Here is a 13,889-nt window from a genome sequence, read left to right as displayed (position 1 = left end):
CTTTACGGCTAACATAGTGATGCTTTTTCTTCAATACTTACAGAAAACTCTAAAAATCACTTATTATTTACGATCTAGTCAAAATCGTGTTAAACCCAAATGTTTGTATGGTGGCATGGACAAGTCTTGCCACTTTCCTGTTCGTGACACTTTCGCTTCGACTGTGGGTGGGAAATACTAATGCAGCTCTAATATAAATTCCCATATTTTCTCTATTCCAACTTGGATTGTGATTTTTCCAACTTGGGACTCCAAAATTCCAACTTGGCCTCCCATTTTTCCAACTTGGAAGCCAAAAATTCCAACTGAGCGAATCCTCACCCAAGATTTCATTATAAAACCCTTCACATCTCATCTTTTTCGATGACAAAGTGACGCTTTTTTCTTCACATTTTACAGAAAGCTCTAAAATACACATACAATTGCTTTTACAATTTATAATCTAGTCAACATCGTGTTGAACCCAAATGCATAATTGTTGGCACGGCTAGCCTTTGCCACTTTCCTGTTCGTGACACTTTCGCTTCGACTCTGGGTGTGAAATATTAATGCAGCTCTAATATAGATTCCCATATTTTCTCTATTCCAACTTGGATTGTGATTTTTCCAACTTGGGTCTCTAAAATTCCAACTTGGCTTCTCATTTTTCCAACTTGGCCGTCAAAAATCCCAACTGAGCGAATGCTCACACAAAATTTCATTATAAAATCCTTCACATCTCATCTTTTTCGATGACAAAGTGACGATTTTTTCTTCACTTCTAGCAGCAAACTCCAAAATACATCTACAATTGATTTTATAATTTACAAGCGATCTGTAAAGCTTGTCAACATAATTAGAGGGCACTGAAAAACTTACGTTTTTAAAATTTGTATGTGTGTTTAAATTGAAAAAAGCGACATTCGATTTCGAACGAAATGTTGCCTTTTCTTTCGTATTGCTTACTCTGATTCCCTCATTTAGGTCATAGATACAAGAAAGTATATTCACAAGTGATTGTAGTGGAAGGCGGCGACTCCAGCGGGAAAAGCGAGACAGACGAGACCCCGGAGGAAGCGCATGCGGACGAGGAGGCTTGGCGCTCGCCCGCGGAAAGCGTCCGCCTGCAACGGAGATCAACTGTAATAGTACATTTGCTAAAAAAACATTTTCATTGCGCTCCATAATTGGTGGCACGGCTAGCCTTTGCCACTTTCCTGTTCGTGACACTTTCTCTAGTTCGATTCGAGCCTAAAGAAAGACTATATATTAATAGAAAGCAAAATAGGCCGAAATTGTATCTTCGGCCGCTTGTTTTCCATGAAATTAGTGTCGATTCTCTCGTCCACCAAAATGTACACATTATGTGCGTCAAGTTTACAGGCGTGCGTTGGATGCACACCAACCGCAAGATTGTCTCGACGAAAGATAGAGGTGTAGTGACATCATCACTTCACACCTCTCTTCATTCAATGCAGAAGGTTTGCCTTAAACCATTGCGATATAAAAATTACATATTACGGCGATATTGTCCGCCGACTTCGTATAGAGCATTGGTAATTTGACCAAGAGAAGCTACTTTTACTGTATCCATTAATTGCTCAAAGATATTACCACCAGATACGGCAACTTGTTTTAAGCGTTTTAATGCGTCTTGTGATTCAGAAGAATTACGTTCTTGGAATGCTAGTAAATTAGCGATCTGTATGTCTTTTTCTTCAATAGTTGCTCGTGCAATCTCCATGTTATCCACATCTTCTGAAGAAGGTGGGTTTGGATTCAAGTACGTATTCACACCAATTATCGGCAATTCACCAGAGTGTTTTAACATCTCATAATGCATTGACTCTTCTTGAATTTTTCCTCTTTGGTACTGCGTTTCCATAGCACCAAGTACTCCACCACGGTCGTCAATACGATCGAATTCTGTAAGTACCATTTCTTCAACTAAATCCGTTAGTTCTTCAATAATGAATGAACCTTGAAGTGGGTTTTCATTTTTCGCAAGACCGTGTTCTTTGGTAATGATCATTTGAATGGCCATTGCACGACGAACTGATTCTTCTGTCGGCGTTGTAATTGCTTCATCATATGCATTTGTGTGAAGTGAGTTACAGTTATCTTGTAACGCCATCAATGCTTGAAGTGTTGTACGAATATCGTTGAAATCGATTTCTTGGGCATGTAAGCTGCGCCCTGATGTTTGTACGTGATACTTAAGCTTTTGACTGCGTTCATTGGCTCCGTATTTGTCACGCATAACAATTGCCCAAATACGACGTGCTACACGGCCAATAACTGTGTACTCTGGATCTAAACCATTCGAGAAGAAGAATGATAGATTTGGAGCGAAATCATCAATGTTCATACCTCTGCTTAAATAGTACTCAACATATGTGAATCCATTTGATAGAGTAAAGGCTAATTGCGAGATCGGGTTTGCACCTGCTTCTGCAATATGATAGCCAGAAATAGATACTGAATAATAATTACGCACTTTTGAGTCAATAAAGTATTGTTGAATGTCGCCCATCAAACGCAGTGCAAATTCGGTTGAGAAAATACATGTATTCTGTCCTTGGTCTTCTTTTAGAATATCTGCTTGAACGGTACCACGCACAACTTGAAGTGTTTTCTCACGCACTTCAGTAAACTCTTCAATTGTTAAAGTACGTCCTAGCTTTTCTTCGTTTAGTTTTACTTGTTGATCAATCGCAGTGTTCATAAACATGGCCAAAATGATTGGCGCTGGGCCATTAATTGTCATGGATACTGATGTGGCAGGTGCACATAAATCAAAGCCATCATACAGTTTCTTCATGTCATCAAGTGTACAAATACTGACGCCCGATTCTCCAACTTTTCCGAAAATATCTGGACGAGTATCTGGATCTTCACCATATAAAGTTACAGAGTCAAATGCTGTTGATAAACGTTTTGCATCGTCATCTTTTGATAGATAATGGAAGCGGCGGTTTGTGCGTTCGGGTGTACCTTCACCTGCGAATTGACGTTTTGGATCTTCACCTGCACGTTTGAATGGGAATACGCCCGCTGTGTATGGGAATGAACCTGGCACGTTTTCTTTGTATACCCAACGTAAAATTTCCCCGTAATCTACAAATTTCGGTAATACTACTCTTGGGATTTTCAAGCCACTTAAGCTTGCAGTCCGTAAAATTGTACGGATTTCTTTATCTCGAACTGTAGTAACAAATTCATCGCCTGCATATGCCTCTTTTAGCGCTTTCCAATTATCTAAAATACGTTTTGATTCAGCTGTTAACTCGTCACGTATGCCCTGTACAAGAGAATTTAACGAATCAACTAATACATCATTTGGTGCTTTTTCGTTGACTTCTTCAATGGCACCTTTTAGTTGGAACAAACGGCGAGCGAAATCCACTTGTGCATCTGACTTTTTATGGTAACCACGAACAGCATCTGTAATTTCGCGTAAATAATAGCGACGGTCATTAGGAATAATGACGTTTTGCTTTTGTGTTTTTACAAATTGGTCATATTGAGTTGCCCAGTCAGTCCCGCACACTTCATTCACGCGTGAAACTAAGGCAGCGAACAATGAGTTTGTGCCTTTGTCGTTAAACTGGCTTGCGATTGTACCATGAACAGGCATTGTATCAAGGTTTTTATCCCATAAACCATGGCTGCGTTGGTATTGTTTTTGTACTTGACGTAGTGCATCTTCAGAACCTTTACGTTCGTATTTATTAATGACAATTAAGTCAGCATAATCAATCATATCAATTTTTTCTAACTGTGAAGGTGCGCCAAATTCACTCGTCATGACATACATCGATACATCTGCCACGTTCGCGATTTCCGCATCCCCTTGACCAATACCACTTGTTTCTATGATGATTAAATCGTAGCCAGCTACTTTTACCACATCTAGAACGTCACTTAATGCACCTGACAATTCAGTATGAGATCCTCGAGTGGCAAGGCTGCGCATAAAGACTCGTTTATTAAATATCGCGTTCATACGAATACGGTCACCAAGTAATGCTCCACCTGTTTTTTGTTTAGTTGGATCAATGGAGATAATCGCTACTTTTTTATCAGGTAATTCTGATAAGAAACGACGAATCAACTCATCCGTTAAAGAAGATTTTCCTGCTCCACCTGTTCCGGTAATTCCGAGGATAGGTGTTCCTTTAGAAAGTTGGCGTGCTTTTTCAACTAATGCCTTTGCATCTTCGTTTTCATTGTTCACACCGTCTTCAGCGACACTAACTAAGTGAGCTAATACTTGAGGGTGATCCGTATCAATTTGTGTTAATTGATCAACAGCGTTTTTCGTATCAATCGCTTTATCACAATCTTCTACCATGCGGTTAATCATCCCTTGAAGGCCGAATGTACGACCGTCTTCTGGTGAAAAAATCCATGCAATACCGTAATCATGTAAAAGTTTGATTTCTTTTGGAATGATTACACCACCACCGCCACCGTAAATACGAATGTGTGGAGCTCCTCGTTCAGCTAGCAAATCATACATGTATTTAAAGTATTCAACATGACCACCTTGATAAGAAGAAATGGCTATTCCATGAGCGTCTTCTTGAATCGCTGCATTGACCACTTCTTCTACTGAGCGGTTATGTCCTAAATGAACAACTTCTACACCAGTTGACTGTAAAATACGACGCATGATATTTATAGACGCATCATGTCCATCAAAAAGAGCCGAAGCTGTTACAAATCTCACGTGATTGGTTGGTTTATAAATCTCCACTGTTGCTGTCATAAAGTGCCTCCATTCCCTTGTATTCCTTGTAAGAAAAATGTTGTTTGTTGTTCAATAAAATCCTCTATTTTCATATCGCGATGAAGTGCCCAGCGTCTAAATGCCCACATTTGGCCTTGAACGACTAAATGGTGTGAGGACATTCTCACTTCCTCTTGAGACAATTGACATTCACCTGATATACGACATTTATGAAGAATGTTCTCAAATATAGATACCATTTCAAGTTCTTTATTTAATACATAATTTAATTCTTCTCTAGGTAAAGATTTTGACTCTTGATACATGACGATAAACTCATCTTGCATCTCATCAACCAGCAAGTAGTAATGTCGAATGGCAATTTTCAATCCATGCAATGTACCTTCTTGTGTCGGTAGGGCGGATAATCTTTCTTGCACCTGATCATAAATACTGTCACAAACTAAATACAGGATATCTTCCTTCGTGCGGATGTATTCATAAAGTGTACCAATGCTAAATCCCGCTTCTTTAGCAATTTCGCGAGTCGTTGTCCGATGAAAACCCTTTTCTTTGAAGAGCGCGACAGCTCCATGAATCATCTGATTCCTACGTTTTAAGATAAGGTTTTCATCTTTTACGGACGACTCGACTTGCCTTTTGACTTTGTCCATCAATTATTTAGTTAGCATACGAGAAATTACGAGACGTTGAATTTCTTGTGTACCCTCGTAGATTTGTGTGATTTTCGCGTCGCGCATATAGCGTTCTACTGGATAATCTTTTGTATAACCATACCCACCGAATACTTGCACAGCTTCCACTGTTACTTTCATCGCCGTATCGCCAGCCAACAATTTGGCCATTGCAGACTCTTTGCCGTAAGAATGTCCGTTAGTTTCTAACCAAGCAGCTTGGTATGTGAGTAAACGTGATGCTTCGATGGATGTTGCCATATCCGCTAATTTGAATGAAACACCTTGGTTTGCAACGATTGGCTTGCCAAATTGAACACGTTCTTTCGCATATTCAACTGACGCATCAAGTGCCCCTTGCGCGATCCCTACCGCTTGTGCTGCAATTCCGTTACGACCGCCATCTAGTGTTTTCATTGCGATAATGAATCCTTGGCCTTTTTCACCAAGCAAGTTTTCTTTTGGAACCCGGCAGTTATCGAAAATGATTTCAGTCGTTGGTGATGAACGAATCCCTAGTTTTCTTTCTTTCTTGCCAACTGAGAACCCTTCAAATCCTGCTTCTACGATGAATGCACTTGTTCCTTTGTGTTTCGAAGCTGGGTCTGTTACTGCGAATACTACATACGTATCAGCGATTCCACCGTTTGTGATGAAGATTTTTGACCCGTTTAATACATAGTCGTCCCCGTCTAATTTAGCTGAAGTTTTCATACCACCAGCATCAGATCCAGAAGACGCTTCCGTTAATCCGTATGCACCAATTTTAGTTCCTTCTGCCATTGGTCGAAGATATTTTTGTTTTTGCTCTTCATTACCATATTTGAATATCGGCCATCCAGCTAATGAAGTATGTGCTGAAAGCGTAACACCAATTGATGCATCTACGCGTGATAATTCTTCTACTGCGATACAGTAAGCCAAGTAATCTGAACCAATTCCACCGTATTCTTCTGGCCATGGAATTCCTGTTAAACCAAGTTCCGCCATTTTATCAAAAATTGCACGATCAAAACTTTCATCTTCATCTCGTTCTGCAGCTGTTGGAGCCACTTCTTTTAATGCAAAATCACGTACCATTTTACGAATCATTTCATGTTCTTCAGATAGTTTAAAATTCATTTTCAGTTCCCCTTTATAATCATATATTTTTAGAATTTGCTCTGTTAAATGATAGTGTTGATATTCCGCAAAACAGCTGCGCTTTCCGCGGGCGAGCGCCGAGCCAAGGTCTCGGCTGTCTCGCTTTCCCGCAGGAGTCTCCGCTGTTTTGCTCCATATCTATATATTAAAAAATCTACAATGAACGATGACATATACATTTTAATTAGACTCTTATTAAATTGTTGATCTTAACTCATTTAATTGATTGTAGTGAAAGGCGGCGACTCCAGCGGGAATAGCGTGTCCAGGTGAGACCCCAGGAGCTTGCGACAAGGAGGCTCACGGACCGCCCGCGGAAAGCGTCCGCCTGCAACGGAAATCAACACATTATTTTAACTGAGCTATTTAAGTAAGTGTTTGCCGATTACTAAGCGTTTAATTTCAGATGTACCTTCATATATTCCCGTTAATAAATCACCAATGCGAAATTTCACCGCATTAATTATTAGCATAAGCTCGCGGAAGGTGGCGACTCCTAGGGGATCAGCAAGCCAATCAAGACCCTGGACTGAGTGTCACGAAGGAAGCGGCTTGATGCTTGCCCCCTGGAAAGCGTCCACCTGGAGCGACGCTAATCTATAGTAGATTTTCAACTTAGTTAGTCCTTACCAATAACAAAACATTGAATCTCATAGCCATAGTTATTACATACCATTAATTTATATAAGCTCGCAGAGGGTGGCGACTCCTAGGGGATCAGCAAGCCAATCAAGACCCTGGATTGAGTGTCACTAAGGAAGTGGCTTGATGCTTGCCACCTGGAGCGACGCTAATCTATAACAGACTTTTATTTGAGTAAATGTTTGCTAATGACTATTCGCTGAATCTCAGATGTACCTTCGTAAATTTCAGTTATTTTTGCATCTCTGAAATATCGTTCTACTGGATAATCTTCTGTGTACCCATACCCACCAAAAACTTGGACAGCTTCAATTGAATTATCTACTGCTGTCTTGGAGGCAAACAATTTTGCCATTGACGCTTCTTTCCCACAAGGTAAGCCTCGGTTACGTAAATCTGCTGCACGATATACTAATAGTTTTGATGCTTCTACAGCTGTTGCCATGTCTGCTAATTTAAAACCGATACCTTGTTGAGCTGAGATTGGCTTGCCGAACTGCTCACGTTCTTTAGCGTAGCCTACCGCTGCTTCAAGTGAAGCTTCAGCGATTCCAAGAGCCTGTGCTGCAATCCCTATGCGACCGATATCAAGATTGGCTAATGCAATTTTAAAGCCTTCACCTTCTGTGCCTAACAAGTTTTCAACTGGGACTTTCATATCTTCAAATGTAAGCTGAACAGTACGAGAACCATGCAAGCCCATTTTTTTCTCGTCTTTTCCAATAATTAGCCCTGGTGTATCTTTTTCGACGATGAATGCCGAAACACCTCTAGAACCTTTAGAAGGATCTGTTGAAGCGAATAGGATATAGACATCCGCTTCCCCACCGTTTGTGATGAATACTTTCGAACCATTAATTGTGTAGTGATCAGCGTCTTTAACTGCTTTTGTTTTCATAGCACTTACATCAGACCCCGCTGAAGGTTCCGTTACACAAAAAGCACCTAAATATTCCCCAGTAGCTAGTTTTGTGACGTATTTCTGTTTTTGTTGTTCATTACCGAAGTAGACAATTGGATTCGTTCCAACTGATGTGTGCACAGACAAGATTACGCCAACTACTGCGCTTACTTTTGATAATTCGTGAATGGCAATGACGTAACTGATAAAGTCCATTTCAGATCCGCCGTATTTTCCAGGAATAGGAATACCCATTAAACCAAGATTCCCCATTTTATTTAAGATGTCACGCGGGAATTCACCTTGTTCCATTTTATCAATGTTTGGCTCTATTTCTGTCTTAGCAAAGTTACGTACCATATTGCGCATCATTATTTGTTCTTCTGTGAATATTAAATCCATGCTGATGATGCCTCCCTAAACGTACTCGTAAAACCCTCGACCTGTTTTCTTACCTAACCATCCCGCTTTTACATACTTACGTAGCAGTGGACATGGTCGATACTTACTATCTCCAAAACCATCATGTAAGACTTCCATAATATACAGACATGTATCGAGGCCAATAAAATCGGCTAGTTGAAGTGGACCCATTGGATGATTCATACCAAGCTTCATGACGTCGTCGATTGCTTCTTTTGTTGCTACACCTTCGTACAATGTATAAATGGCTTCATTTATCATTGGCATTAGGATACGGTTTGAAACGAACCCTGGGAAGTCATTTACTTCAACAGGAACTTTGCCAAGTTTTTTTGTCATTTCTTCGATGCTCGTATAAACATCGTCCGTTGTCGCAAGTCCACGAATGATTTCAACTAATTTCATCACTGGTACTGGGTTCATAAAGTGCATACCTATTACTAGCTCCGGCCGATTCGTCGCCGCAGCTATTTCCGTAATTGGAAGTGAAGATGTATTTGTTGCTAAAATCGTGTGTTTAGGTGTAATTTCATCCAATTGTTTGAAAATCTTTTGTTTGATTTCCATGTTCTCAACTGCGGCTTCAATAACTAAATCCACGTCAGAAGCATCATTTAAGTCTAACGATTTTGTGATGCGAGACAATACTTGTAATTTTTCATCTTCCGTCATACGCCCTTTTTCGACGTTACGTGATAGATTTTTGGTAATGGTTGTAAGACCTCGGTTAAAAAACTCTTCTTTCATATCATTTAATTTCACATCAAAGCCTGCTTGTGCACATACTTGTGCAATACCAGAACCCATCTGCCCTGCGCCGATTATAAGTATTTTTTGGATAACCATTAATTATTGTCCTCCTTTATTATTTCACTACATTATTTAATTATGCTTTAGGAACTTCAATCATAATGGCATCGCCTTGGCCGCCGCCTGAACAAATCGCTGCAATTCCGATACCGCCACCGCGACGTCTTAATTCGTAAGCCAAAGTTAAGATAACTCGTGCTCCACTTGCTCCAATAGGATGACCAAGTGCCACAGCTCCACCATTTACATTTATTTTTGTTTCGTCTAAGTTGGCGATATGGGCAGAAGCTAAAGCAACTGCAGCAAACGCTTCATTGATTTCAAACAAGTCGATTTCTTCTAGCGTTTTACCAGTTTTCTTTAAAATCTCTTTTATAACGAGACCTGGTGTTTGTGGGAAGTTTTCTGGCTCAATTGCTACTTCTGCATGTCCAAGAATATAAGCAAGAGGCGTTTTTCCTTCAGCTATAGCTTTATCTTCACTCATTAACACAAGCGCTGCTGCCCCATCATTTACACCAGGTGCATTTCCTGCAGTAATCGTGCCTTCTTTGCCAAAAACAGGTTTTAATTTTGAAAGTGACTCTGTTGTTGTATCGCGACGTGGCGCTTCGTCTTGATCAATTTTTAACGCATCACCTTTACGTTGTGGTACTTCAACCGCTGTGATTTCTTCAGCGAATATCCCGTTATCGATTGCTTTAAATGCTAGTTCATGACTACGGAATGACCATTCATCTTGCTTTTCGCGAGTTAACTCAAATTGCTTAGCGGTTGAATTTCCGTAAGTACCCATGTGAACACGCTTTGGATCGAATGAACAAGATAGACCATCGTAAACCATGCCATCAACCATTACTGCATCGCCCATACGTAAGCCAAATCGACCTTTAGGCAAATAATACGGTGCGTTTGACATGGATTCCATTCCACCTGCAACAATAGTTGTCTCATCACCTAAACGGATAAGTTGATCTCCTAAAGTAACTGCGCGCATACCTGATGCACATACTTTGTTAATAGTTTCTGTTTTTACTCCCCAAGGAATTCCTGCTTTTGTAGCTGCTTGACGAGACGGAATTTGTCCTTGTCCTGCTTGAAGTACGGTTCCCATAATAACTTCATCTACTGATTCAGGAGCTACTCCAGCTCGCTTTAATGCTTCTTTAATTGCAAAGCCACCTAAATCGCTAGCGGTTAGTGATGCGAGTACGCCTCCCATTTTCCCGAAAGCTGTTCGTGATCCATCTAAAATAACCGTTCTTGTCATATTGATTTCCTCCTTTTTTTGAATACGCTTACAGTATGCTTTTAAAAAAAAATAAAATTATGAATGATAAAACAAATGTCGTTGTACAGTCTTACTTGCTAATTGAGGATGTAGTCAGTATTCTCGTAAACCTAGATTTCTTAATTTAGTGTAGTAGATAAAATATATTCTTAGAACGACTGAACGCTCGCTCGACAAAATAATAAACGAAAAGGGAGTTCAACGACTCCCTTTTCATCTTTAGTATTGCTATGTCCAGCTCGCTTGGTTAAAAGGCAATTCAACTTTCATCCTGCAATCGCCGGTGCCGAGCTAGAAAGCGCTTTACACTTTTTCTTAATCTACTCTCATTGTACCGAAAATCTAAATATTTATCAATCTGTTGATTGAGGATTGTCCCTCAGATGAGGAACAACACTTTATTGGATAATTGGTTGTTCTTCTGTTTCTTCAACTGGAGGTAAGTAATCCCCTAGTACAGAACGTTCTAGTAACTCGGCGATGTCGTATGTGCCTACTGTTTCTTCCACTTCTTTTGCTTTCGTTCCATCTGAAAGCATGGTTAAACAGTATGGACAACCGGATGAAATCATTGTTGGGTTTACTTCAAGCGCTTGCTCTGTACGTGCAACGTTTACACGGTTCCCAACATGTTCTTCCATCCACATCATTCCTCCACCAGCTCCACAGCACATAGCTGTTTCACGGTTACGTTCCATTTCCACAAGCTTAACGCCTGGAATTGCACGCAGAATTTCACGTGGTGGATCGTACACATCGTTATAGCGGCCTAAATAACATGAATCATGGAATGTAATTGTTTCATCAATTGAATATTGTGGTTTTAGACGGCCTTGTTGTACTAAATCATACAACATTTCAGTGTGGTGAAGGACTTCTCCACTCCATCCGAAATCAGGATATTCATTTTTGAAAAGGTTATAAGCATGTGGATCGATTGTAACAATTTTCGTAATCCCTGCTTTTTCAAATTCAGCTATATTTGCTGTAGCAAGTTCTTGGAATAAGAATTCATTCCCTAAACGACGAGGTGTGTCGCCAGAGTTCTTTTCTTTATTTCCTAGAATGGCGAATTTGATACCTGCTTCATTCATTAATCGAGCAAATGCTAATGCAATTTTTTGAGAACGATTGTCAAATGAACCCATTGACCCTACCCAGAACAAGTATTCAAACTCTTCTTTAGCTTTCGATAATTCTTTCACTGTTGGAATACTTACGTCTGGACTTGCATCACGCCAGTTTTCCTTTTCTTTACGGTTAAGACCCCATGGATTACCTTGACGTTCGATGTTAGTCATCGCGCGTTGTGCATCAGGATTCATACGTCCTTCTGTCATAACTAAGTAGCGGCGAAGGTCGATAATATGAGAAACGTGCTCAATCATTACAGGACATTGATCTTCACAGTTACGACAAGTCGTACATGCCCAAAGCTCTTCATCTGTAATAACATCGCCTATTAATGCAGGATTGTAAATGTCTTCAATCACAGCACCTTCTACACTAGCTGCAATCGCTAATTGATTTCCTTGCGTATGGCCAAATGCCATTGCCGGAACCCATGGTTTAGACTTAGTTAACACAGCGCCTGTGTTGGTTAAATGGTTACGTAATTTCGTAATTAAGTCCATTGGTGACAGCATTTTTCCTGTTCCAGTTGCTGGACACATATTTGTACAACGACCACATTCTACACATGCATACAAATCAATCATTTGTTTTTGTGATAAGTCTTGAATCTTCCCGACACCAAATGAAGGCTCTTCGTCCGATTCTTCGTCTTCATCTTCTTCAAAATTAATCGGACGAAGTTTTCCAACGTTATCTACACGGTTGAAATATGTGTTCACAGGTCCAGTAATTAAGTGGAAATGCTTCGATTGTGGTACATAAACCAAGAACGCAAGAAGGAATATTAAATGAATCCACCACATGACGTAGAAAATTGTGATGGCAGCAGCTTCTGGTAACCAACCAAAGATTAATGCAACCATAGATGCAACTGGTTCTGACCATGTTCCTGCGTGGTCATGCCAAATCATACCCATTCCGTTTCCGACTAGTACTGAAACCATTAAACCACCGATGAAAATTAGGACAAGGCCTGCTTTCCATCCGCGTTTTAAGCGTACTAATTTTTCAATGTAACGGCGGTAGAATGCCCAAACAACTGCAACTAAAATCGTCAAAGTGACAATTTCTTGGAAGAATGTGAATGCAGGATATACTACACCAAATGGTAAGTGTGAACCTGGATTTAACCCTTTCCAAATAAAATCGATTGCTCCAAATTGGACAAGAAGGAATCCGTAGAAGAACATCACGTGTATTGTTCCACTCTTCTTATCTTTCATTAATTTCTTTTGACCGAATACATTGATCCAAATTTTACGTAATCGCTCTTTGACATTGTCCTCGAATTCAACTTTTTTCCCGAGTTTAATATAAGCGTAGCGAGTTTTAAGTAAGTATGTGAATAATCCAAGTGCGTACGCTGTTACAGCTAAAAATAAGACCCAGTTAATAATTAAAAGCGGGTTCATATTCCTCTCCCCTTTCCTTAGTGAAAATTTATCTAATACCATCAGTTTAGTAGATTGATGGAATGTTGTCGATGTTAAGTTTAATTCTAAAACTGAATGAGCATTCAGTCAACATAAATTTATTGGGAATTAATTCAATGAAGGTTTTTTATCTGAAAATATGGTGAAGTATTTTCAGATATACTGTAGTTCGTCTTATATTTGTGCTATTTTGGTGGACTAAAGAATAGATACTTACTTCATTAATAGTCGGCGGCCGAAGATACAATTTCGACCTTTTGTTGCTTTCTTTAATGTGGAAGTATTTTATTTATCTGTATTTCAACGCTATCTCTTAACCGTTCATATTAGAAATCGATTTTCAATTTGTGGCTGAGCCTAGGACGTAAAATACTTACAAGAAAGCACACAGTATCCACTTTGGTTTCTGGTATGATTTCCGTTGCAACGCACTTTCATGTTTCGAAGCTAGCGTAGCGATGCAGAAACAGGCGGACGCTTTCCGCGGGCGGTAGTTGAGCCTCCTCAGGCCAACAGGGTGTTGGTCACGAAGGCGTTGCCACGCGTTGTGGCGTTCTTAGCCTTTGTTCCATTGTGTGCGACTGCGGGGTCTCACTTGGCCTCGCTTTTCCCGCCGGAGTCGCCGCCTGGAACGTAAATCATTCTCCTTTTAAAAATCAACAGTGATAACAATCTATTTTTAAAAATAAATATAAAAATTCGTTCT

Annotated in this window: 9 protein-coding genes; all 9 read right to left on the bottom strand. The window is 40.0% G+C overall.

Annotation, left to right across the window (positions count from 1 at the left end; all coding sequences use genetic code 11):
- Positions 1 to 177 precede the first annotated feature (177 nt).
- The 9 genes from B371_RS23820 to B371_RS0114220 all read right to left on the bottom strand — a co-directional run bounded on the left by B371_RS23820 (position 178) and on the right by B371_RS0114220 (position 13,162).
- Positions 178 to 333, bottom strand: coding sequence for a hypothetical protein (locus B371_RS23820; RefSeq protein ID WP_019414987.1), 156 nt, complete (start codon positions 331 to 333; stop codon positions 178 to 180).
- A gap of 212 nt (positions 334 to 545) precedes the next feature.
- Positions 546 to 701 carry a hypothetical protein gene (locus B371_RS23815; protein ID WP_019414986.1) on the bottom strand — a complete coding sequence of 52 codons (156 nt, stop codon included), beginning with the start codon at positions 699 to 701 and terminating at the stop codon, positions 546 to 548.
- Between the two features lie 788 nt (positions 702 to 1,489).
- Positions 1,490 to 4,750, bottom strand: coding sequence for a fused isobutyryl-CoA mutase/GTPase IcmF (icmF, locus tag B371_RS0114255; protein ID WP_019414985.1), 3,261 nt, complete (start codon positions 4,748 to 4,750; stop codon positions 1,490 to 1,492).
- Complete coding sequence (locus tag B371_RS0114250; RefSeq protein WP_019414984.1) at positions 4,747 to 5,313, bottom strand: TetR family transcriptional regulator; 567 nt, start codon at positions 5,311 to 5,313, stop codon at positions 4,747 to 4,749. The genes icmF and B371_RS0114250 overlap by 4 nt, the downstream gene beginning before the upstream one ends.
- Positions 5,314 to 5,388: 75 nt before the next feature.
- Positions 5,389 to 6,528 carry an acyl-CoA dehydrogenase gene (locus B371_RS0114245; RefSeq protein WP_019414983.1) on the bottom strand — a complete coding sequence of 380 codons (1,140 nt, stop codon included), beginning with the start codon at positions 6,526 to 6,528 and terminating at the stop codon, positions 5,389 to 5,391.
- An 829-nt stretch (positions 6,529 to 7,357) separates the two neighbouring features.
- The gene (locus B371_RS0114235; RefSeq protein WP_019414981.1) at positions 7,358 to 8,494 is read right to left on the bottom strand and encodes an acyl-CoA dehydrogenase; all 1,137 of its coding nucleotides are present in this window, start codon (positions 8,492 to 8,494) and stop codon (positions 7,358 to 7,360) included.
- Positions 8,495 to 8,509: 15 nt separating this feature from the next.
- Complete coding sequence (locus B371_RS0114230) at positions 8,510 to 9,361, bottom strand: 3-hydroxybutyryl-CoA dehydrogenase (RefSeq protein WP_019414980.1); 852 nt, start codon at positions 9,359 to 9,361, stop codon at positions 8,510 to 8,512.
- Positions 9,362 to 9,401: 40 nt separating this feature from the next.
- Positions 9,402 to 10,595: an acetyl-CoA C-acetyltransferase gene (locus B371_RS0114225; protein ID WP_019414979.1), complete on the bottom strand. Its 1,194-nt coding sequence runs from the start codon at positions 10,593 to 10,595 to the stop codon at positions 9,402 to 9,404.
- Positions 10,596 to 11,014: 419 nt separating this feature from the next.
- On the bottom strand, positions 11,015 to 13,162 hold the full coding sequence (locus tag B371_RS0114220; protein WP_019414978.1) for a (Fe-S)-binding protein: 2,148 nt from the start codon (positions 13,160 to 13,162) through the stop codon (positions 11,015 to 11,017).
- Between the last annotated feature and the right edge of the window lie 727 nt (positions 13,163 to 13,889).

The organism is Paenisporosarcina sp. TG20 (assembly GCF_000286315.1).
Classification (GTDB): domain Bacteria; phylum Bacillota; class Bacilli; order Bacillales_A; family Planococcaceae; genus Paenisporosarcina.
Note: the sequence above shows the minus strand (reverse complement) of the source record. Positions and strands in the feature narration are given on the sequence as shown.

Excerpts from the sequence above, each read along its gene's own strand:
- B371_RS0114220 (WP_019414978.1), bottom strand. The coding sequence starts at position 13,162 with ATGAACCCGCTTTTAATTATTAACTGGGTCTTATTTTTAGCTGTAACA.
- B371_RS0114225 (WP_019414979.1), bottom strand. The coding sequence starts at position 10,595 with ATGACAAGAACGGTTATTTTAGATGGATCACGAACAGCTTTCGGGAAA.
- B371_RS23820 (WP_019414987.1), bottom strand. The coding sequence starts at position 333 with ATGAAATCTTGGGTGAGGATTCGCTCAGTTGGAATTTTTGGCTTCCAA.
- B371_RS0114250 (WP_019414984.1), bottom strand. The coding sequence starts at position 5,313 with ATGATTCATGGAGCTGTCGCGCTCTTCAAAGAAAAGGGTTTTCATCGG.
- B371_RS23815 (WP_019414986.1), bottom strand. The coding sequence starts at position 701 with ATGAAATTTTGTGTGAGCATTCGCTCAGTTGGGATTTTTGACGGCCAA.
- icmF (WP_019414985.1), bottom strand. The coding sequence starts at position 4,750 with ATGACAGCAACAGTGGAGATTTATAAACCAACCAATCACGTGAGATTT.
- B371_RS0114245 (WP_019414983.1), bottom strand. The coding sequence starts at position 6,528 with ATGAATTTTAAACTATCTGAAGAACATGAAATGATTCGTAAAATGGTA.
- B371_RS0114230 (WP_019414980.1), bottom strand. The coding sequence starts at position 9,361 with ATGGTTATCCAAAAAATACTTATAATCGGCGCAGGGCAGATGGGTTCT.
- B371_RS0114235 (WP_019414981.1), bottom strand. The coding sequence starts at position 8,494 with ATGGATTTAATATTCACAGAAGAACAAATAATGATGCGCAATATGGTA.